This is a genomic window from Youxingia wuxianensis, assembly GCF_014385085.1.
Classification (GTDB): Bacteria; Bacillota; Clostridia; order Oscillospirales; family Ruminococcaceae; genus Youxingia; species Youxingia wuxianensis.
Genome location: NZ_JACRTD010000004.1, coordinates 142,710 through 163,964, shown reverse-complemented (window position 1 = coordinate 163,964; position 21,255 = coordinate 142,710). Strand labels below are relative to the sequence as shown.

Below are 21,255 nucleotides of genomic sequence, written 5' to 3'. Positions count from 1 at the left end.
GGCCAAATGATGCAAAAAAATGCGACATTTTGGCCTAATTTCGAAAGTTTTTTTAAAATTTCATATACATGCTGCAAATGATGCAAAAAAACGCATCGTTTTTATGGAATGTAACGTATGATACTTGACGAAACTACCGGAAAAATGGTAAATTATATGTTGGTGTGATATACAAATGAAAATGGCATAAAATGATTAAAAAACGAGAGAAGACAGACAATGGCATCGTTAAATATCGTATTGATAGAACCGCAGATTCCACAGAATACCGGAAATATCGCACGTACCTGCGCGGCTACGGGGGCAAGGCTTCATCTGGTAGGACCATTGGGATTTCGTATTGATGACGCCAAATTAAAACGGGCGGGATTAGATTATTGGCATCTGTTGGATATCAGCTATTACCAAAATACGCAAGAATTTTTTGAAAAAAACCAAGGGGAATTTTACTACTTTACCACCAAAGGACAGCATACTTACAGTGATGTTCTTTATCCGGACGGGGCCTATATTGTTTTTGGAAGGGAAGACGCAGGATTGCCGGAGGAACTTTTGTACGCCAATGGAAAGCAGTGCGTGCGTATTCCGATGATCGCAGGAGCCCGCAGCCTGAACCTTTCCAATACCGTGGCGGTGGGGGTGTATGAAGTCCTTCGCCAGTGGAATTTCCCCGAGTTGCAAAATGAAGGGCAGCTTACGAAATTTAAGTGGGAGTAAATATATGAGTGAAGAAAAAATATTGTTGATGACCGATACCGCGAGCGATATTGCGGATGAAGATCTTATTGCCAGCGAAATTATGATGCTTCCTATACCAATCACCATCGATGGCCAAGGGTATCTGGAGAGGATGGATTTTACGACAGAGGAGTTTTATGACCGGTTGGCGGCTTCTAAGGAACTTCCAGTGACCAGCCACATTTCTTCTTTTACCTATGAACAGGCCTATAAGGATGCGTTTGAGAGAGGATATACCCATGTGATTAACGTAACCATCACTTCGGAAGGCTCCAACATGTTTGTAGCGGCGGTGACTGGAAAACGTCAGTTTTTTGAGGAGCATCCAGAAGCGGTGGGAAAAATGGAAATTAAAGTTCTGGATTCCGGATCGTATACTCTTGGATATGGCTATCCTTTGGTGGAAGCGGCAAAAATGAATTTAAAGGGTGCCGGTTTTGAACAGATTGTGGATTATCTGGAGGACTTTTTCTCCACGGTGGAAATCCACTTTGCTCCTTACAGTTTGGAATACGCTAAGCGCTCCGGGCGCATTCCCGTAGCGGCGGCGTTTGTGGGCGATATGCTGGGACTGCGCCCTATTATCAGCATTATCGATGGAAAAACGACCATTGTAGAGAAAGTACGGGGAGATAAAAATCTGATTCCCCGAATTTTGGATTATGCCCGCAGCCGGTGCGTGGATAAAGACGCACCTACGGCGATTGTATGCGGATGCGACCCGACCTGCGGAGACGACGCGTTTCGTCAGGCCAAGAAGGTGTTCGGCCATAAGCCAAAAGCGATTTACCAGGCGGGAGCTTCCATTGCGATCAACGCTGGACCTAAGGTAGTGGGCATTATTGTACGGGGCGCCAAACGGGTGAATACCCGTATGAGCGAGAAAAAATTGGATACACTAGCAAAAGAGCAATAAAATCAAAATGTCCGCTATAAGCGGACATTTTTTATAGCCGCGCCTGACAAATCGAAGATTTGTACCCGCCCCTGGCGGGAAAACGCTTTGCGTTTTAGGGCGCAGGCCATAAAGAGCATCTGATGTTTTGCGGATGTGATTTATAATCTGTATGGGGGGTAAGAAGAAAATGGAAGAAAAGTTGGGAAAAACCCATGAAAAAAGGGTGACAAATTCCCGAAACCCCTTGAAAAAGTGGGCATTATGATTTAAAATATCTTAGGATTGATGTTTTCTTAACAATACGGTTGAGACGAAAATTATATAATTACATGAAAGGGTGGCAAAAAAATGACATCTTATAACAAAAAGTCTGTGGAAGACATTGACGTATCCGGAAAACGGGTGCTGGTCAGATGCGATTTTAACGTTCCTTTAAAGGATGGGCAAATCACCAGCGACAAGAGAATTGTAGCTGCGCTTCCCACCATTAAATACTTGATGGACAAAGGCGCTAAGGTTATTCTTTGCTCCCATCTGGGACGGCCCAAGGGAGAAGTAAAACCGGAATTTTCCCTGGCCCCGGTAGCGGCCCGCTTGAGCGAACTGCTGGGAAAACCGGTAGAAATGGCAAAAGACGTTGTTGGCCAGGATGCCAAGGCCAAAGCGGCGGCCCTGAAGGATGGGGAGCTGCTGATGTTGGAAAATGTCCGCTTTGAACCCGGGGAGACTAAAAATGATCCTGCCCTGGCCAAAGATTTCGCGTCCCTGGCGGATGTATTTGTAAACGATGCGTTTGGTTCTGCTCACAGGGCCCACGCTTCCACTGCCGGTGTGGCGGACTACATCCCTGCGGTATGCGGCTACCTGATTCAAAAAGAAATCACCATCATGGGCAAAGCACTTTCTGATCCAAAGCGCCCCTTCGTGGCGATTTTGGGCGGCGCCAAGGTGTCCGATAAAATCGGCGTTATTAAAAATCTGCTGGACAAAGTGGATGTTCTTATTGTAGGCGGCGGTATGGCTTATACCTTCGCTAAGGCCCAGGGCGCGTCTATCGGCGATTCTCTGTGCGAGGACGATAAGCTGGAGCTGGCAAAAGAAATGCTTGAGAAAGCCAAAGACAAAGGAGTTAAATTTTTACTTCCCATTGATAACCGGGTTGGGGATAAATTTGACGCCAACTGTGAAATGAAGGTTTGCGACGCGAAAAGTATTCCGGACGGATGGATGGGAATGGATATCGGGCCGGAAACAGAAAAGCTTTTCTGTGACGCGATCAAAGGTGCAGGTACAGTTGTTTGGAATGGACCGATGGGCGTATTTGAATTTGAGAAATTTGCCGGCGGTACTTTGAAAGTTGCCACCGCAGTAGCGGAAAGCGGCGCGGTAAGCATCATCGGCGGCGGCGACAGCGCAGCGGCGGTGACAAAATTGGGATTTGGAGATAAAATGACCCACATTTCCACCGGCGGCGGTGCGTCTTTGGAATTTTTAGAAGGTTTGGAACTGCCTGGGATCGCGGCTCTCAACGATAAATAAAGGATTGTTTGGCAGGGCGGGGCAAACCCCGCCCTGTGTGGTTTTTCGTTTGATAAAGTGGATGAAATAATAACAACCGGAGGTCAAGTAGAATGAATAAAACTTTAAGAAAAGCAGTTATTGCCGGCAACTGGAAAATGAATAAAAACCGTAAGGAAGCAAAAGCTTTAATTGAAGAAATGAAACCGTTGGTAGCAGGGGCGGACTGCGGCGTTGTCATTTGCGTTCCCTATACCAATTTGGAAACCGCCTTGCAGGCCACGGAAGGAACTAATATTAAAGTAGGCGCGGAAAACTGTCATTGGGCGAAAAGCGGCGCGTTTACCGGGGAGATTTCTGCGGATATGCTCACAGAAATGGGTGTGGAATACGTGGTGATCGGCCACAGCGAACGGCGCCAGTATTTTGGCGAGACGGATGCCACCGTTAATCAAAGAGTACGCGCGGCGTTGGACGCGGGGCTGAATGTAATTTTGTGCGTAGGAGAACTGCTGGAGCAGAGAGAACAGGGGATTACCGAAGAAGTTTGCGGGATGCAGACAAAAGTAGCTCTTGGCGGGGTCAGCAAAGAAGAACTAAAGAAGATTATTATCGCTTATGAGCCGGTTTGGGCAATCGGTACCGGGAAAACCGCTACCGCTCAGCAGGCCAACGAAGTGAACCATTATATCCGCACCGTGGTTGGGGGGCTGTACGGCCAGGATGCAGCGGACGCCATGACCATCCAGTACGGCGGTTCCATGAATGCGGGCAATGCTGAAGAATTGCTGGCCCAGCCGGATGTGGACGGAGGGCTTATCGGCGGAGCCTCTTTGAAAGCGGCTGACTTTTCTGTCATTGTAAAAGCGGCCAGCAAATAATCAGAAGGAGAACCACCATGAAAAAACCACTTGCTTTAATCATTTTAGACGGATTTGGATATAACTCTAATAACTATGGCAATGCAATTGAGGCTGCAAACAAGCCCAACATAGAAAAATTATTTTCTCAGAATCCTCATACCCTGATCGGCGCTTCCGGTATGGATGTGGGGCTTCCCGACGGGCAGATGGGAAATTCCGAGGTCGGACATACTAACATCGGCGCCGGCCGGGTAGTTTATCAGGAGCTGACCCGGATTACCAAGGCAATTAAAGATGGTGATTTCTTTGAAAATCCTGCGCTGAAAGCAGCCATGGAAAACTGCAAACAGAGTGGCGGCGCCCTTCACCTCATGGGACTTATGTCCGATGGAGGGGTACACAGCCATAACACCCATTTGTATGGGCTGCTGGAAATGGCGAAGAAATACGGCATTACCAAGGTATATGTTCATTGTTTTATGGATGGACGTGATGTGCCGCCTACTTCCGGACGGGATTATATTGCTGAGCTGGAAGAAAAAATGAACGAGCTTGGCGTGGGTCAAGTGGCTACCGTTATGGGACGTTATTATGCCATGGACCGCGATAACCGCTGGGAAAGAGTAGAGAAAGCATATGCCGCCATGGTATATGGGGAAGGAAACTTTAATCCTTCGGCTGTGGACGCGATGGAGAAATCCTATGGAGCAGAAGTTACCGATGAATTTGTGATCCCTACTGTTTGTTTAAAAGACGCACAGATCAAAAGCGGGGATTCGGTAATCTGCTTTAACTTCCGTCCGGACAGAGCCAGGGAGATCACCAGAACCTTAGTGGATGATGATTTTAAAGGGTTTGAGAGAAAAGGCGGACGCCAGAAAGTATTTTATGTGTGTATGACCCAATATGATGTGGCCATGCCTAATGTACAGGTAGCATTCCATCCGCAGGTCCTCAATAATACCTTTGGAGAATATATTTCCAATCATGGACTCACCCAGCTGCGTATCGCAGAAACAGAAAAATACGCCCATGTGACCTTTTTCTTCAATGGCGGTGTGGAAGCTCCGTACAAAGGGGAGGACCGGGCTTTAATTCCTTCTCCGAAAGTGGCTACTTACGATCTGAAACCGGAGATGAGCGCTTATGAAGTAGCGGACGAAGCGGTAAAACGGATTGACAGCGGCAAATATGATGTAATCATTTTGAACTTTGCCAACTGCGATATGGTAGGTCATACTGGCGTATTTGACGCGGCGAAGGCCGCTGTTGAAGCGGTAGATACCTGCCTGGGTAAAGTGATAGACGCAATCCTTTCCCATGGCGGAGTAGCGTTGGTGACTGCAGATCATGGGAACGCGGACCAGATGTATGAACCGGATGGTTCTCCATTTACCGCCCATACCACCAATCCAGTGCCATTTATGGTAGTTGGGAAGGAATGCTCCCTGCGGGAAGGCGGAAAATTAGCGGATATTGCACCTACTATGTTGAAAATCCTGGGGCTGGAACAGCCAGGAGAAATGGATGGAAAATCTATTATTTTATAATAGAAACAGCTCCTATTGGATCAAATCCAATAGGAGCTGTATTTTTTAAAGAAAACCGCATAAAATAATGCTAATCTATTGTAAAAAGCAGGGAAAAGTATTATACTAATTTTAATAATAACCTTAAATTCAGGTTTTAAAAAATACAGGAGGATCGAATGATGAGAAGAAGCACATTTATCGCGATAATCGCGTTGCTGGTTGCTATTGCAGGTACCCTCATCGCCCTGGCCGCTTACTTTAAACGGAAAAGCTGCGTTTTGTGCGATGATTTTGATGATGATATGTTGGACGACGATATGAATGATTTGGATTATTATGCCACTCAAGTAGAGGACGACGAACAGGAAGATGTTTCTGAAGAGACATCCGAAGGGCAGGCCCCGTCAGAGCAAACTCAGGAAGACGAAACGTCTGTGGAAGAATAAAAAGTGTTTTTAGCCTGCCGGTGAAAATTGGTTCACCGGCAGCTTCTATACTCTGTATAAAATAATACGCAAAAGCACTTGCCTTTTCCAATACTATATGATATAATAATCAAGCATTCAAAAAATTGGACGCTCCGGATGGCTTGTTTAAAGGCTTTTTACGTCTACAAAAAACCGTATTTGCAGTAGAATGCAGGGATGTCACAATTAAATAATTTGATATATCGCGGGGTGGAGCAGTTCGGTAGCTCGTCGGGCTCATAACCCGAAGGTCGTAGGTTCAAATCCTATCCCCGCAACCATTTTCACCTAAGACGGATTTTAATGTACTTGTTACGTTAATGTCCGTCTTATTTTTTATATCCATCCGCTCAATGAGAAGATGCACGGCCTTTTCGTCGGGATTTGCTTTAAGAGTCTGCAGCCACGTTTTGATCTGATCTACAGTAAAATCCTCAGGCGGGGCGGTGTTTTCCAGATGAGCGATTTCCTCCTTCAATATACGCATCTGTTCCCCGATATCAGCGACCACCTCTGCGGGCAGCGATCCGCTGGAAAGGTTTCCCATCAGATTTTGATACTGCTTTTGTTTTTCTTTTATCTTACGCTGGATCACAGTATTAAAATCATTGATCCGATTATTTTCTTTCCCCTGATATTCCTGTAAAGAACGGCTGATAAGTTCTTGATTTTTCGGAGAAAGCAGGTCATGTAAGTAATTAATAGCGCAGTCATCCACTTTTTCCATATGAATTACTGGTCTGCCGCACTTTTTAGAACAATAGAAATAATGATACTCATGGCCTTTGCGTTTTGATTTCATAGCGTGCATTTTTGCGCCGCATTCACAATACACTAAGCCGCTACACAAATATCCGGCTTTTACCCCTGTTTGCCTGCGGTTATTCATAATACTCTGCACCTCCTCATATAACGCCTTGTCAATGATAACCGGCAAAGCGTTTTCTACTCTAATAGCATTAGGCTTTTTTCTGCGGTTTTCCCGCTGCTTTTCTTCTTGGAGACTGTAAGCGTATATACAGATCCTGCGATTTTGGAGGAAACATTATCCGGGCTGAAACAAGCCAATATCACCGCCAAACAGGCGCATCCGGTTTCTTACGGAATGGGCCAATTCGCAGGCGAGGCCGCAAAGTATAAGGTGGCGGGGGATAGCGTTGCGCTTTTCAATCTTTTTTTACATAATAGAACTGCTCCCGCGGCGGCAGGAGCAGTTCGAAATTTTATCTCCCAGAATTGCGGAAAAGCTCTTCTGGGTCCACCCCCAGGGCGTCCGCAATATTCTGTATGGTGAGAATGGTTGGATTATTCAGTCCTCTTTCTGTTTTAGCCAAATGGGCACAGGACATTTTCGAGTAAAAGGCAAGGTGTTCTTGTGTCAGGTGCTTTTCCAAGCGAAGCTTTTTAATGTTATCGCCTACAATTTTACATATATCCATTTTATAACCACCTTTATTTTGTCAAGTAGTAAAGGGAAGAGAAACGCAGGGCTGCCCCCTTGCGTTTTTCTTTTGCCCTTAAGGTGGTTTATCTATACTTTTAAAGCCGTCTTTTACAGGCTTGTCAGACAGCGTTTCGTTCTTTTTAGGTGGGATAGCGGGTATCCGATAAAAATACCCGAATAATATTTCAGGAAAACTATATTGTGTATCCCCGCAACCATATCGGAATAAGCCATGTGTCGTTTGCCCTAACTTTAGTCAGAGCGCGCCCCGTCGCTGCTCCTCCTTTTCTGGAAGAAGTCACGCTCCGCTAATCTGCCGGGTTGCAAGCGCTCTCACGACAGCCCATCTTCGCTGTCAACTTTTTTCGGACGATCCTACGAAACGCAGCATTTTTCATGACAACAAAAGAAATGCTGGATATGATGCAGTTCTTAGGACAGTGTTTATATGAAAGAATTAGCCGCACAAATGAAAGAAGTCGACCAGCGCCTGGAGGAGGTGCTGCCGAAAACGTCTGTGTGATATGGGCCATTACCTCTGAAAAAATATTGCGGTAGCAATTAAGACGGTGGGTTATCCTTTGACCGTGCCGAGACGTAGCCATTCCTTGGCTCTGACATTAGGACGGATAGCTAGGGAAAGCGTAGCTTTCCAAAAATAAAAAGCAGCCGCAAAACATTGTTTTGCGGCTGCTTTTTTATTGCCCATTTCCAGAAAGCATATCATTTTCAAGCACGGGATTCCATTGTTCATAATGATCGATTTTTTTATCTAGGTAGGCTAAGGTCTGCTGCATCTCCTCAATTCGTCCTTGCAGCAGGGATCTCTGCTCAATTAAAATTTGTTTGCGGGCGGCCTGGGTTTCATCTCCCTGCTGGAATAAAGACACATATTCGATGAGAGCTTCAATTTGTATCCCTGCCCGGCGCATACACTTAATGAACTCAACCCAGCGGCAGTCCTCCGGCAGATAGTCCCGAAATCCACTTTTAGAACGGTTTACTGTTGGAAGCAGGCCGATCCGCTCATAATAACGAAGGGTATCTGCGGCAATATCATACTCTTTGCTGACCTGTGCGATTGTCATATAAATAACTTCCTTTCTTTGGAAAATAGCTGTCGATATTTTATATTGTAAACCTTAGAGTGGGGTCCAAGTCAAGTCTTTTTACAGCCGTATGCAGGAAATTGGATATTTATAGTGATTTTTTAAAATATTTTAGAAAACCCCTTGACAGGGAGCCTGCTCTAAGGAGTATTCTTTAATTAAAAACGGTCAGGAAGAAAAGGAGAAAGCTATGAATTATCGGGAATTAGGACGTACAGGGATCAAAGTCAGTGAAATTGGAATCGGCGGCGAAGGGCTGGAAGGAAAAAGCTACGAAGAATGTCAGACGCTAATCGACTGTGCAGTGGCGGGGGGAATGAACTTTATCGATATTTACAACTCTAATCCCCAGATGCGCAGCAACGTGGGAAAAGTTATCGGCAGATATCCCCGGGAGCAGTTTGTAATCGAAGGACACTTATGTTCTATATGGGAGGACGGGCAATACCGCAGGAGCAGAGATATCCGGGAAGTCAAAGAAGCTTATGAGGATTTTTTCACCAGACTGGGAGTAGATTATGTGGATATTGGGATGCTGCACTATGTGGATGACCAAAAGGATTTTGATACGGTCTTTCAGGGGGAAATTATGGAGTATGCCCAAAAGTTAAAATCCGATGGAAAAATCCGCTGTCTTGGAATTTCCACACACAATCCGGATATAGCGTTAAAATCTGTGGAAAGCGGACTGATTGATGTAATACTGTTCAGTATCAATGCGGCCTATGATATGCTTCCCGCCAGTGAGGATGTGGATATCCTCTTTGAGGAAAGTACCTTCAGCCAGATTACCTATGAAGGAATCCACCCCAAACGGGCGCAGCTTTATCAGGCCTGTGAAAACGCCGGCGTTGCTATTACAGTGATGAAAGGGTATGCCGGAGGGGTCTTACTGGATGAAAAACAGTCTCCCTTTGGAAGAGGGATGACTCCCGCTCAGTGTCTGCATTACTGTCTGAGCCGCCCAGCGGTAGCCAGCGTAGCAGTAGGAGCGGGAAGTGTGAAAGAGCTGCAGGCTTCTCTAGCGTATGAAACGGCATCGGAACAGGAAAAAGATTACAGCCTGGTCCTGGCCAAAGCGCCCAGACGAGCATTCCACGGCCATTGTATGTATTGTGGTCATTGCGCGCCATGCACAAAGAAAATTGATATAGCCGCGGTAAATAAATATTTGGATCTTGCTTTGGCGCAAAAAAATGTCCCGGAAACTCTCCGGGACCACTACGCTGTATTGGAACATCACGCGGGAGAATGTATCGCATGCGGCAAATGTATGAAAAACTGTCCATTTGGCGTGGATGTAATCAGTAAAATGAAACAGGCTGCCCAACTGTTTTTAAAGTGACTTTTCTTTTTGCTGATCTTGGATCAGCCGCACCCGGGCCGCGATATATTCCGGTATGTCATCTTTAGAAATTCCCAGGACGATAGAAAGTTCTCCAAATAACAGCTCCTCCGCCCGCTTCATAAACCACTCATCCACAGCGCCGAATTTTTTTCGCTGCTGCTCCATCTGCTGTTTTTTGGCATAAATGGACATGGTAAGTTCTATCAAATCTTCACAGTCGTGGGTATGAATCATAGATTGATAATGCTCCGCGCACTGGCGCGCCTTAGAATCACAGACAACCTGCGCCTGGATTGTAGGGATCATATCGATCAGCCGATGAGCTTCCTGGACAGAGATGACTGGGCGCATAAACACCTTTGTATTTACGGGAGAATAAATAGTTTCGCTTTGGAAGAAGGGCCTGAGGACATAATACAGTTGAGACTTGTCCACGCCGGCGATGTTCGGGACAGTAATATCCTGAATTTGGCAAACCCCTGTATTTCCATAAAAAATCACATCTCCAACTTCATACATAATACCTTACCTCCCAGGTTTCATATTTTTCCAAGGCTGAATTTAGACCCTGATTTCTGGTAATACCCGATATAAAAAGAAAAGCATGCAGCACTGACAACCGGACTTACGTTCGTCAGAACTACACGCTGTACTCTTATTATAGCACATTTTGGCATCAAAATGTAAGAACTATTTGCGAAAGGCCTTTGCATGTGGCGATAATTTGTATCGTTTATGGTATAATAACCGCATATCCTATAGGAGGGATCAGATGACTGAAAAGGAAAAGGCAGCCAAAGGAGAGCTGTATAACGCCAATTATGACTCTGCCTTACAGCAGGAACGCATTGTGGCCAAAGAAATTTGTTTTCACTACAACCAGGCGCCTCCGAAACAAGATCAAAAACGCCGGATGCTGATTAAAAAGCTGTTTCGGAAAACAGGAGAGAGGTTTGTAATCGAGCCGCCGTTTTATTGCGATTATGGGTATCACATTGAAATTGGAGAGGGCTTTTATGCCAACCACAACTGTGTAATTTTAGATGGCGCCGACGTCATTTTCGGGGAAAATGTGTTTATTGGGCCCAACTGCGGGTTTTATACCGCCGGTCATCCCCAAAACCCATCCCAGCGTGCCCAGGGACTGGAATACGCTTATCCTATCCGGGTAGGGGATGATGTATGGATCGGCGGAAATGTGACGGTGCTGCCTGGGGTAAATATTGGTGCCGGTTCCATTATCGGAGCCGGCAGCGTGGTGACCGGGGACGTTCCCCCGGGAGTAATTGCCGCTGGAAATCCCTGTCGGGTTCTTCGGGAAATTACGGAATAAGCACAAAAGCCGCCGCCCTTTTTGGGCGGCGGCTTTTATAAGGCCTATTCTTGGTCATGCTCTTTTTTTATGTAAAGAAAATGGTCGCAGCAGCAGTCCCCGTCCATCAGACGCTGGGTGATCTTAAAACCGAGACTGGGGTCGTATTCCCGCGCCATAGGTTCATCCGCATCACAGAAAAAATGACCGTATTTAGCGCCGCCGAACTCGTTGAAGTATTTGGCCCAAGGACAGTAATGGAAGGTATATCTGGCTTCCTGCTTTTCCTCGTCCAGCTCTACTTCAAACTCCTGCGTAAGATGCAGAATAGAATTGAGCCAAGTGCAGTAATTTGCAAGGGTTTTATCCTTGATAGTGGCAAAGGTCTGCTTATCTGCACCGATTTTCGCCTCCAAAAATCCTTTTCTCGCCACATCTACTACCCCTTCACCGTATACTTTCTCCAGCTCCCGAAGCATCCCGGTAAAAGTCAGGGCGAGAACGCGGATAACCCCATCTTCTCGCTTTAAGGCCTCTTCGTTGGTAGAATCATAGCAGTCCTTATTGGTGATTTTCATTATAACAATCTCCTTTATTATCGTTTGACAGCGCCCATGCTAAGTCCGCTTACCAGATGCTTGCACGCAACCTGGGAAACGATGATAGCGGGGAGGATAGCCAGAACAATCGCTGCAGAAATGCGCCCATAGTTCAGCCCCGTGATATCGTAAAATCCAAGAATTGCTACTGTTACAGGCTGATTATCCGAGGAGGAAAGAATAAATCCGAACAAAAAATTATTCCAGGCATAAATAAATGAAAGCACAACAGAAGCGGCGATCCCTGGTTTTGCCAAAGGAAGAACGATTTTGAAAAAGGCTTTTGCTTTGCCGTATCCATCCAGAAGAGCCGCCTGTTCCAAATCATAAGGAAGCTCGTCAAATCCAATCCGGGAAATCCAAATGATCATAGGAAGGGAAATTAATATGTAGACCCATACCAAGCCAAAGGTAGTGCCGTACAGCCCCACTTTTTGATAGATCAGATACAGTGGAATGATTGTCATTAATTCAGGAACAAACCGAAAGCTCATGAACATCATCGCTAAACTTTCTTTGGATTTGGTCTTAAACCGGGAAAGTCCATAAGCGGCCGGAACCCCCACCACCAAGGAGATGGCTACCGAGGACACGGAGAGAAATGCGGTGTTTATCAGCGCCTGGACAAATTTCTCCACTTTTTTCTGCATGAGCATGTCTTTGGTGGTTTCTACTGCTGCGCCTCCTAGACGGGAAAAAATACTGGCGTAATTTTCCAAGGTGAAGGAGGAAAAAATACTTGGAGGCCAGGAGGTAATCTGGCTTTGGGTTTTAAAGGACATCAGGACAATCCATAAAATCGGTCCGATAAAAAACAGAAATGCAACAAACAGCCCCAAGTTGACCAAAATTCGCTTTCCCACGCTGAGAGGCTGCATACTGCGCTTGATGCTGCGGATAATTTTTAACTCTTCACGTGTGTGTTTCATAAACTCCTCCTATCCGCCGATCCGGTCTTTGGATGCCTGCCAGAATTTGATCAGTTTGGTTCCTAAAAACATATTTATAAGCCACACGATTACCAGCACTGTATTTCCCTTGGCAATATCCATAGATGAGAAGGAAAGCACATAACCAAAGATGGAAAATACGGTGGTGCTGTCTCCCGGTCCGCCGGCGGTCATACCCCAGATAACATCAAAGGCTTTGATACAGTCGATAAAACGGAAGATGACAGCCACTAAAATCGTCGGCATAAGAATTGGCATAGTAATACGGAATAAAATATTATTTTTTGACGCCCCGTCTACCGACGCTGCTTCCATAGGATCTTTGGGCAAAGAACGCAGGCCGGCCAAAATAATCAGGACCATAAAAGGGGTGAATATCCATACATCCACCAAAATCACAGTAAACATAGAGGTGTCAGGGCTGGCGCCCCAGGGAAAATCTTCTTTTCCAAAGAAGGACAAAAGATAATTGACCACCCCGAATTTGTTGTTGAGCATCAGCTTCAAGGCCAAAGTAGCTAAAATAGGGGCGATCATCAGCGGGAAAGAAATAATCCGCCGCATTACTTTTGCCATGATGGTTTCCGTATTCATCATGATGGATAAAGCGAAAGCCAGACCTAGCTCGATTGAAATTGTGATTAAAGTAAACTGAGTTGTGCGCCAGGCAGCCCTCAGAAAGTTAGAAGAGGTCATGACCGACCAGTAGTTTTCAAACCAGTTAAAGTTTGTCTGGGCGGCGCCAAGTCTGAAGTCTGTAAAAGTTAGATAGATCCCCCAAAGAAATGGCAGCATAAATAATATTGTAACAATAAGGGATGGATAAATGATAAGCATATAAGGCTTTTCCCGCCTGTTCACCGCCTGTTCTACATCAGAAGGAGCCGCTTGTCTGCGCAGTTTATCAATTATCATCACAAAACCCCATTTCGCCGCTCTGCACCGGCATAAAACTTTAAAAACAGTCTGTCAGGCGTACTTTATCCGCGCAGAGGATTTGCGGCAGTATACGCGCTGTTGATTTTCTTTTCAGGGGATATGGCCCATAGCGGGCCATATCCCCTGCGGCGCAACTGCGGTTGTTTGCAGTTACTTATAGTTGTCGCTGTAATATTTGGATACGGTTTCCAAAGCGTCTTTCGCGCTCTTAGTGCCTAAGACGGCGTTTTGCAATTCACCCGCCAGGATATAGCCGTAATCGTTAAATCCAGTAGCAGGGGTAAACAATACGTCGGCGACTTCGGTGGTCTTGTTCCAGGAGTCGATGAAGTTTACCATACCGCTGTCCTGCAGGCTTTGTTTGAAACTGTCCGCTTCCATTGCCGAACGGCGGGTGGGGAATGCCAGACGGGAGCCGCTGGACTGACGCTCCGCTCCAGTACAATACTGAAGGAAATACCAAGCGGCGTCCTTCTTTTCACTAAAGGCGTTGATCCCCAGATTCCAGCCGAAAATGATAGATTTGGCTTTATCGGCAGTATCCACATATACCGGTGGAGCCACATCGATTTTTCCTTTGGCCACGGAATCCTCCCCATCGGCAATCCAAGTAGCTAAGGAAGGGGCGTCGATTGCCATTGCGCATTTACCTGACTGCAGATCGGTGAGAACTTCATACCAGGTCATATTGGCCCAGTCGCTGGGATTGCTCACCTTATTGATCATTTCAGCGATTTTTTCCAGTCCCTTGATATTTTCCTCACTGTCGAATACCGGGTTGAGATCCTTATCAAAGTCGGAACCACCGCAGCTTAAGATTGTCTGCCAGATGCCGCCATACAGCATATCTACGCTCTTAAATCCCCGCATGGCCACTCCGTACATGCCCGGTTCTTTTTCCTGGATCAGCTCGCCTGCTGCAATAATATCGTCCACTGTCCGGGGAACCTCGATATTGTATTTCTCAAAGAGGTCCGAACGGTATAAAAGATTGAATACAATCCAGCCAAACGGCATTGCGTAAAGCTGGGCGCCTTCGGTATCCTTCCCCAAGGGAGTGCCGTTCACTCCGTTCCAGTAACAATAATTAAGCACGCTGGGATAAAAATCATCCATATTCAGATCCGGATCGGTTATTGCCGGATTATTCAGATATCCGTCCAGTGGTTCAATCCACTGAGAGGGGACATAGTCGAACAGGTTGGTAAAACTGACCATGTACACGTCGTACTCGCTGGATTTGGAGGAGGCGAGCAGCTGTACTTTTTTGGTGTATTCTGCTTCCGGGATAAAATCTACTTTCCCAATGGTAATTCCCGTTTTTTCTTCGAAGGGTTCGATTGCTTCTAAAATCTGCTCGTTGTAAACGCCTTCCACCCCTACAATATTAATTTCCGTTCCCTGAAATTTTTTCCAGTCGAAACTATCGGTATTTTCCTCGCTTGGCGACGTTTGGACCTGAGAGGACGGCGGATCCTGCGATGGCGCCGCTGATTCGGATGAACAGGCGGTTAGCCCTAAAATTATAATCGCCGCCAGCAGGAGACACCCCACTCTTTTTCCCATAGACATATGTTTTCCTCCTTTTTAAATATGATATATCGGGCCGCTTTCTGGCGGCCGCACGGCAGGAAGGTTACCAAGGCAACGCATTCCCCGTTTCCTCATCAAAATAGATTGCCTCTTGGGGATTGACGTACAGGGACAGCGTATCCCCGGTGCTGTAAAAATAATGGGAAGAAATATCTGCGGAAATCTTTTGTTCCAGCGCATGTATTTTTACGAAAGACTTTTCTCCCAGGTGCTCGTAAGACAGAACCTGCCCAGTCAGTTTGCAATCATCCGGGCGGCGAAATTCTTCCAGCCGGCAGGCGATGGGACGGATACCTATGATGATCCGCTGATACTGCCCTTTGTGAAGGGCAGGCAGGTATTTACGCGCTGCGGGCAGATGAAAGGCTGGGTCCTTATGACAGATCAGCTCCAGAGTTTCCCCTTGTCTGCTTACCTGGCAGGGGATAAAGTTCATGGACGGCTCCCCGATAAACTCCGCCACAAACATATTAACGGGATTTTCAATAATTTCCTGGCGGGTGCCGATCTGCTGCAGCTCGCCGAAATTCATTACCGCTACCCGGTCGGCCAAAGCGAAAGCTTCTTCCTGGTTATGGGTTACATAAATCATCGTCAGTCCCAGTTGGTTGTGGATTTCCCGTATTTTAATGGAAACATCCTGCCGGGCTCTTCCGTCCAGATGGGATATTGGCTCATCTAGAAGAGTGACCGAAGGTGTACGGGAGAGGGCTCGCGCCAAAGAAACCAGCTGCTGCTGGCCGCCGGAAAGATTGGCAGGCTTTTGATCCAAAATGTTATGTATTCCCAGCAGCCCTACAATCCAGTTGCATTGTTTTTCCATCTCCTGGGGGGAAAGATTTTTTACCTTCAGGCAGAATTGGATATTTTCTTTTACGGTCATATGCTGATAAAGAGCATAGGATTCAAAAGAAAGGGCGACATTGCGCTGGGCGGGGGAAAGGTGGTTGATGGGGTTACCGTCAAAAAAAATCTTTCCCTGGGTGACTCCCTCCAATCCGGCAATCATGCGCATGGTGGAAGTCTTGCCGCAGCCGGAAGGCCCTACGATGGAAACCAGTTCTCCATCTTGGATCTCCATATTTAAATTAATGACCGCGTGATTTAATCTTGCAGAAGAGTAATAGTATTTATTGACATTTTCCATTGTTACCGAAGCCATTTTACATCTCCCTCCCCAAGCTTACATTTTGCTCAGTATCCGCGTCAAAGAGGTACCCTGCCGCCGGGTTGGGCTTAAGATAAATTCTGGACCCAGGCGCCACAGGGGAATATTCGTCGCAGGAAACGGAGATATATTGGCCGTTTTCTAATCTGGATAGGATAATTCCGCGGAAATTTTTTATTTCAAACCCCACCACTTCTCCTTGTACAAAGCCGTCCTGGAAATATCCGTGTTCCAGGCTGAACTCCCAGTCCCGGGGACGGCATCCAAATATAACAGACGGTTTGCCATACAGATCCAGATGGGCTTCCAGAGGGGTGCCTGCCAGGGGAATTTCAAACAGTTGGTTAAAAACAGTCTTTTTATGTAGGTCGGTTTCCATAGGAAGAATATTAATTTCCGGCTGGCCAAACATCCGGGCTACCGAAACATTTCGCGGGTTGTTATAGATGCTTTGCGGGGTATCGATCTGTACAATCTTTTTGTCCTCAATTACGCATACTCGATCTCCCAGGGACATGGCTTCCGTATAATCATGGGTTACATAGACTACGGTGGAGTTGCGCAGAGAAGTTTTCAGATTTTGAAATTCCGAGCGCAGCTCGCTTCTTAATTTGGCGTCCAGATGAGCCAGCGGTTCATCCAGCAGATATACGCCGGATTCCATCACCAGCGCCCTGCCTAGGGAAACCCGCTGTTTTTGGCCGCCGCTGAGCTGTTTTGGGAGACGATTTAAATAAGGGTCGATCTCCAGCATTTGAGCTGTTTTCTGCACCCTGTTTTTTATCTCCTGCTTGGAATATTTATTGTTTCGCAGCGGACTGGCTAAATTTTCAAACACGGTCAGATGGGGGTAAAGGGTAAAATTTTCAAACGCCATGCGTATTTTACGTTTTTCCGGGGCGATGGCGGTGGCGTCTTTCCCATCGATAAGGATTGTGCCGGAGCTGACAAATTCCAATCCGGCGATCAGTTTCATAATCGTGGTTTTGCCAGCGCCCGCCGGTCCGAATAAGACAAAAAATTCATTTTCCTCAATAGAAAAATTCAGATCATGCAGCACCTGGACTTCCCCGTAAGATTTGCTTACGCCGCGAAATTCAATTTTTGTTTTCAAACAAGACCACCCGCCTCACATCCAAATTTAATTATGGGTCTCAATCGCCTTTCCCACAAACCCCTGTGCCAACTCCAGACGCTTTGCCGCCTGGATAGGCGAACAATCGCCTAAAATCATTACGAGAGCCGTTTTTACATGGCCGCCGGCCTGCTGGAGATAATTTTCCGCCTGTTCTTCACAAACACCGGTGATCTCCTGGATCATCCGCAACGCCCGGTGAAGCAGCTTTTCGTTAGTAATTTTTACGTCTACCATATAATTTTGATACACTTTTCCTAATTTTGTCATGGTCAGAGTGCTGATCATATTGACAATCAGCTTTTGGGCGGTGCCGGCTTTCAGCCGGGTGGAACCGGTAAGCAGTTCCGGACCGGTCAGCACCTCCACAGCAACGTCTCCGTATTGGGAGAGGGGCGCGTTTTCATTGCAGGCAATCGAGACGGTTTTGCAGCCGACTTCTTTGGCGTACAGCAGGGCCCCTACAGCGTAGGGGGTGCGCCCGCTGGCGGCAAGGGCGATCACTAGATCTTTTTTGAAAAGGGAAATTTCCATCAGATCCTCTCTTGCCTGCCTATCGCTGTCCTCCGGATCGTCGATTACACAAAAGCGGGCGGCCTTGCCTTTGGGGAGCACGCTGATCACCGTATCTGGCGTTACTCCGAAGGTGCCCGGACACTCTCCGGCGTCCAAAGCAGCCATGCGCCCGCTGGCGCCGGCGCCGATATATACCAGCCGTCCGCCTTGGGAGATGGACTTTACCGCCAGGTCCACCGCTTGCGCAATCTGCGTCTGTGCCCGGGCGACAGCCAAGGGAACCTGGGAATCCAAGTCGTTCATCAGTTGGACCATTTGGATGGTGGAAAGCTCATGAAGGTTTTTGGTGCTTGGATTAGAATGTTCCGTGGCCAGACGGCCAAAAGATGTCTCCATAAAATGTCCCTCAAAATTGAAAAAATTTTTTTATTTGCACAATAATAACATATATTTTTCTGTTGCATCTTCATAATAATAGCAAAAATACTAATTGTCAATAGAAAAATAAAAAAATTTTTTTAATTTTCCTATTGCCTTTTTCTTTTTTTCGGGATAAAATAGGAATATAAAATTTGTTTTAAGGGGGATGTCTATGGAAAAAAACAGCTATAAAGAAAATTTTTTCCAAAAAATAAAAGGAAGCCTCTTTGTCTCCTGTCAGGCGTATGAGGGGGAGCCTTTCTTTAGCCCGGATTCCATGGCGAGAATGGCCCTGTGCGCTATGCAGGGAGGCGCTAAGGGAATAAGGGCTAACAGCATCCCTCAGATTAAGGCCATTATGAAAGCGGTGCCCCTGCCGGTGATTGGCCTTATAAAAACAGTTTATGAGGACAGCCCCATTTATATCACCCCCACTATGCGGGAGGTCGACCAGCTCGCCCAGTGCGGCTGCGATATTATCGCTCTGGACGCTACCCTTCGCCCGCGCCCGGGGGGAGTGGAGCTGGAGGAGTTCTTTGGGGAAATCCGCAGCCGCTATCCAACGAAAATTTTTATGGCGGACTGCTCCACGGCAAAAGAAGCTCTTAATGCCCAGCGGCTGGGATTTGATTGTGTAGGGACCACTCTGCGGGGGTATACTGAGTATACTAAGGGAGCGGCGCTCCCGGGAATAGATATGATCCAGGAAATCAGCCGGCAGGTAACGGTTCCTATCTTTGCAGAGGGAGGCATATGGACCCCCCAACAGCTGCAAAGTTGTTATGACGCAGGCGCCCACACCGCAGTGGTGGGTACGGCGATTACTCGGCCAATACATATTACCGGCCGGTTTGTAGAATACATTCAAAGCCACAATCAAAAAAGCTCCCGGCCGGGGCATCTGGAACCAACCAATCCATGGGAAGGGTGAAAGAGTTTGAAGATTGCTCTTTTGGATATCGGAGGCACCTATATTAAATTTGCTGCCGCTCAAGATGAAAAACCGATTGAGGCCTGCGAGGAGTATCCCACCGAGGGGAAAAAGGGAGGTCCTCATGTCATTGACCGGGCTATAGGGCTCTTAGAGAAATTAGCCCCCTTTGATGGGATTGGAGTCAGCACAGCGGGACTGGTGAAGGATGGATATATTCTGTACGCCAATGAAAACCTTCCAAACTATACAGGAATGAATATCAAAAAAATTCTGCAGGAAAAATTCGGCGTTCCCGTGGCGGTGGAAAACGACGTGTGTGCGGCGGCCTTGGGAGAAGCTGCTTACGGGCGGGGGAGAGAAAATCCCAGCTTTTTATGTATGACCTTCGGTACAGGAATAGGGGGCGCCCTCATACACGAAGGAAAGCTGATAACCCAGGGCGGGCTGCCTGTCGGAAGCTTTGGGCACATGATCACCCATAAAGGGGGAAGATTATGTTCCTGCGGCAACCGGGGATGCCTGGAAGCCTATGCTTCCACCAGCGCTCTGGTACAGGCGGTACAGGAAACCACCGGCAGACGGCTGAACGGCAGAGAAATTTTCACCGCTTTCTATCAAGGAGAACAAGAAATACAAGAAACTGTCAGGGAATGGATGGAAGAGATCGTCTGCGGCCTTTTTTCGATCATACATATATTAAATCCTTCGTGTATTGTTTTAGGGGGAGGCATCATGAATGAGGACTATATCATTGACTACCTGAAAAAAGAGTTATATGATAGGCTTATCCCTTGCTATCAAGAGGTACAGATTATCCCGGCCCAGCTTGGAAATCGAGCGGGATTGATGGGTGCGAGATACCTGACAGAAAAACTTTTAACAGAAGGCTGATGATTTATGGATGCAAATAATATGTACGACTTAATTGATCAAAATTATGGACGTTTTACCAAAGCGGAACGAAAGGTAGCGGACTATGTCCTTGCCAATGCCAATAATATTCTGTATACCTCCATTTCTGATCTGGCAGATTTGGTAGGCGTGGCGGATACGACGATTTTCCGTTTTTGCCGGACACTAAAACTGTCCGGATATCAGGAATTTAAGATGCTTTTAGCGCAAAGCTCCGCCAGCCAAAACTCCACCAATTATGTATTGGGAGAAAAGATCGAGCTTTATGACAGCGTAGATTGCGTCAAGAAAAAAACGTTGGCGCAAAATATCGCGGTGCTCAACGAAACCTGCGCCCTGCTCACTGACCAGATGATCGAGCAGGCGGTGGAAATGATCAAGACTGCCAGAAATATTTATCTTTTCGGTATTGGCTCCTCCGGCGCGGTGGCTTATGCGGTGCAGTGCAAATTTTTACGGATACTCCCCAATGTGATTTATGTTTCCGATCTGCATATGCAGACCATGTCCTCGACTTTGTTGACACCGGCGGATCTGGCGATTATGTTTTCCTATTCCGGCGCCACCAAGGATATGATCAATATTGCCCGAAACGCAAAAAATAACCGCTGCAAATCTATTTGCGTCACAAGATATCCCAATTCTCCGCTGGCGGACCAGTGCGATGTGATCCTTCCCTGCGGCTCAAACGAGGGGCCGCTTCATGGAGGTTCCCTGGGAGCGAAGATTTCCCAGTTGTTTGTATTGGATGTTGTTTGCAGTGAATATATTAAACGAAATTACGACCAGTGTACTCGCAATATGGAAAAAACGGCAGGGTCTATTTCAGAAAAGATGCTGTAACCCAACCGTTTGGCGGG

At 46.7% G+C, this 21,255-nt stretch carries 22 protein-coding genes and 1 tRNA gene; 12 read left to right on the top strand and 11 right to left on the bottom strand.

Annotated elements, in window-relative coordinates; all coding sequences use genetic code 11:
- Positions 1-219: 219 nt before the first annotated feature.
- The 7 genes from H8705_RS06915 to H8705_RS06885 all read left to right on the top strand — a co-directional run bounded on the left by H8705_RS06915 (position 220) and on the right by H8705_RS06885 (position 6,297).
- Positions 220-717, top strand: coding sequence for a tRNA (cytidine(34)-2'-O)-methyltransferase (locus H8705_RS06915; RefSeq protein WP_262395103.1), 498 nt, complete (start codon positions 220-222; stop codon positions 715-717).
- Between the two features lie 4 nt (positions 718-721).
- Complete coding sequence (locus tag H8705_RS06910) at positions 722-1,654, top strand: DegV family protein (RefSeq protein WP_262395102.1); 933 nt, start codon at positions 722-724, stop codon at positions 1,652-1,654.
- Between the two features lie 330 nt (positions 1,655-1,984).
- Positions 1,985-3,175, top strand: a complete 1,191-nt coding sequence (locus H8705_RS06905; RefSeq protein ID WP_262395101.1) for a phosphoglycerate kinase — start codon at positions 1,985-1,987, stop codon at positions 3,173-3,175.
- Between the two features lie 92 nt (positions 3,176-3,267).
- Complete coding sequence (tpiA, locus tag H8705_RS06900; RefSeq protein WP_262395100.1) at positions 3,268-4,035, top strand: triose-phosphate isomerase; 768 nt, start codon at positions 3,268-3,270, stop codon at positions 4,033-4,035.
- 17 nt (positions 4,036-4,052) lie between these two features.
- Positions 4,053-5,567, top strand: a complete 1,515-nt coding sequence (gene gpmI, locus H8705_RS06895; protein WP_262395099.1) for a 2,3-bisphosphoglycerate-independent phosphoglycerate mutase — start codon at positions 4,053-4,055, stop codon at positions 5,565-5,567.
- Between the two features lie 158 nt (positions 5,568-5,725).
- Positions 5,726-5,995 (top strand): hypothetical protein, encoded by a 270-nt coding sequence (locus tag H8705_RS06890; protein WP_262395098.1) that lies wholly within the window; start codon positions 5,726-5,728, stop codon positions 5,993-5,995.
- A 225-nt stretch (positions 5,996-6,220) separates the two neighbouring features.
- Positions 6,221-6,297, top strand: a tRNA-Met gene (locus H8705_RS06885).
- On the opposite strand, the gene H8705_RS06880 is transcribed toward H8705_RS06885, so the two are convergent.
- From H8705_RS06880 to H8705_RS06870, 3 genes are all read right to left on the bottom strand, one after another.
- Positions 6,276-6,905 (bottom strand): zinc ribbon domain-containing protein, encoded by a 630-nt coding sequence (locus tag H8705_RS06880; RefSeq protein WP_262395097.1) that lies wholly within the window; start codon positions 6,903-6,905, stop codon positions 6,276-6,278. The two genes, H8705_RS06885 and H8705_RS06880, sit on opposite strands and share 22 nt — an antisense overlap.
- Positions 6,906-7,239: 334 nt before the next feature.
- Positions 7,240-7,455, bottom strand: coding sequence for a helix-turn-helix domain-containing protein (locus tag H8705_RS06875; RefSeq protein ID WP_262395096.1), 216 nt, complete (start codon positions 7,453-7,455; stop codon positions 7,240-7,242).
- Between the two features lie 703 nt (positions 7,456-8,158).
- On the bottom strand, positions 8,159-8,548 hold the full coding sequence (locus tag H8705_RS06870) for a MerR family transcriptional regulator (protein ID WP_262395095.1): 390 nt from the start codon (positions 8,546-8,548) through the stop codon (positions 8,159-8,161).
- Between the two features lie 211 nt (positions 8,549-8,759).
- Here H8705_RS06870 and H8705_RS06865 point away from each other — a divergent pair, with 211 nt between their 5' ends.
- Entirely contained in the window at positions 8,760-9,914 is a 1,155-nt protein-coding gene (locus tag H8705_RS06865) for an aldo/keto reductase (protein WP_262395094.1), read from the top strand.
- Here H8705_RS06865 and H8705_RS06860 read toward each other — a convergent pair.
- Positions 9,906-10,436: a CarD family transcriptional regulator gene (locus H8705_RS06860; RefSeq protein ID WP_262395093.1), complete on the bottom strand. Its 531-nt coding sequence runs from the start codon at positions 10,434-10,436 to the stop codon at positions 9,906-9,908. The genes H8705_RS06865 and H8705_RS06860 overlap by 9 nt on opposite strands.
- Before the next feature lie 253 nt (positions 10,437-10,689).
- Here H8705_RS06860 and H8705_RS06855 point away from each other — a divergent pair, with 253 nt between their 5' ends.
- On the top strand, positions 10,690-11,250 hold the full coding sequence (locus H8705_RS06855; protein WP_262395092.1) for a sugar O-acetyltransferase: 561 nt from the start codon (positions 10,690-10,692) through the stop codon (positions 11,248-11,250).
- A 44-nt stretch (positions 11,251-11,294) separates the two neighbouring features.
- Here the strand turns inward: H8705_RS06855 and H8705_RS06850 are convergent, their stop codons facing one another.
- The 7 genes from H8705_RS06850 to murQ all read right to left on the bottom strand — a co-directional run bounded on the left by H8705_RS06850 (position 11,295) and on the right by murQ (position 18,525).
- Positions 11,295-11,807 carry an L-2-amino-thiazoline-4-carboxylic acid hydrolase gene (locus H8705_RS06850; protein ID WP_262395091.1) on the bottom strand — a complete coding sequence of 171 codons (513 nt, stop codon included), beginning with the start codon at positions 11,805-11,807 and terminating at the stop codon, positions 11,295-11,297.
- A gap of 17 nt (positions 11,808-11,824) precedes the next feature.
- On the bottom strand, positions 11,825-12,757 hold the full coding sequence (locus tag H8705_RS06845; protein WP_262395090.1) for a carbohydrate ABC transporter permease: 933 nt from the start codon (positions 12,755-12,757) through the stop codon (positions 11,825-11,827).
- Positions 12,758-12,766: 9 nt separating this feature from the next.
- Complete coding sequence (locus H8705_RS06840; RefSeq protein WP_262395089.1) at positions 12,767-13,693, bottom strand: carbohydrate ABC transporter permease; 927 nt, start codon at positions 13,691-13,693, stop codon at positions 12,767-12,769.
- Positions 13,694-13,867: 174 nt separating this feature from the next.
- Positions 13,868-15,289 (bottom strand): ABC transporter substrate-binding protein, encoded by a 1,422-nt coding sequence (locus tag H8705_RS06835; RefSeq protein ID WP_262395088.1) that lies wholly within the window; start codon positions 15,287-15,289, stop codon positions 13,868-13,870.
- A 64-nt stretch (positions 15,290-15,353) separates the two neighbouring features.
- A complete protein-coding gene (locus H8705_RS06830; protein WP_262395087.1) occupies positions 15,354-16,472 on the bottom strand; it encodes an ABC transporter ATP-binding protein in 1,119 nt (372 codons plus the stop codon).
- 1 nt (position 16,473) lies between these two features.
- On the bottom strand, positions 16,474-17,592 hold the full coding sequence (locus tag H8705_RS06825) for an ABC transporter ATP-binding protein (protein WP_262395086.1): 1,119 nt from the start codon (positions 17,590-17,592) through the stop codon (positions 16,474-16,476).
- 27 nt (positions 17,593-17,619) lie between these two features.
- Complete coding sequence (gene murQ, locus H8705_RS06820; RefSeq protein WP_262395085.1) at positions 17,620-18,525, bottom strand: N-acetylmuramic acid 6-phosphate etherase; 906 nt, start codon at positions 18,523-18,525, stop codon at positions 17,620-17,622.
- A gap of 196 nt (positions 18,526-18,721) precedes the next feature.
- On the opposite strand from murQ, the gene H8705_RS06815 reads away from it, so the two are divergent.
- From H8705_RS06815 to H8705_RS06805, 3 genes are read left to right on the top strand one after another with little or no spacing between them, the layout of a single operon-like run.
- Entirely contained in the window at positions 18,722-19,480 is a 759-nt protein-coding gene (locus tag H8705_RS06815; protein WP_262395084.1) for an N-acetylmannosamine-6-phosphate 2-epimerase, read from the top strand.
- A gap of 6 nt (positions 19,481-19,486) precedes the next feature.
- Complete coding sequence (locus H8705_RS06810; protein ID WP_262395083.1) at positions 19,487-20,374, top strand: ROK family protein; 888 nt, start codon at positions 19,487-19,489, stop codon at positions 20,372-20,374.
- A gap of 6 nt (positions 20,375-20,380) precedes the next feature.
- Positions 20,381-21,238, top strand: coding sequence for a MurR/RpiR family transcriptional regulator (locus H8705_RS06805; RefSeq protein WP_262395082.1), 858 nt, complete (start codon positions 20,381-20,383; stop codon positions 21,236-21,238).
- Positions 21,239-21,255: the final 17 nt, after the last annotated feature.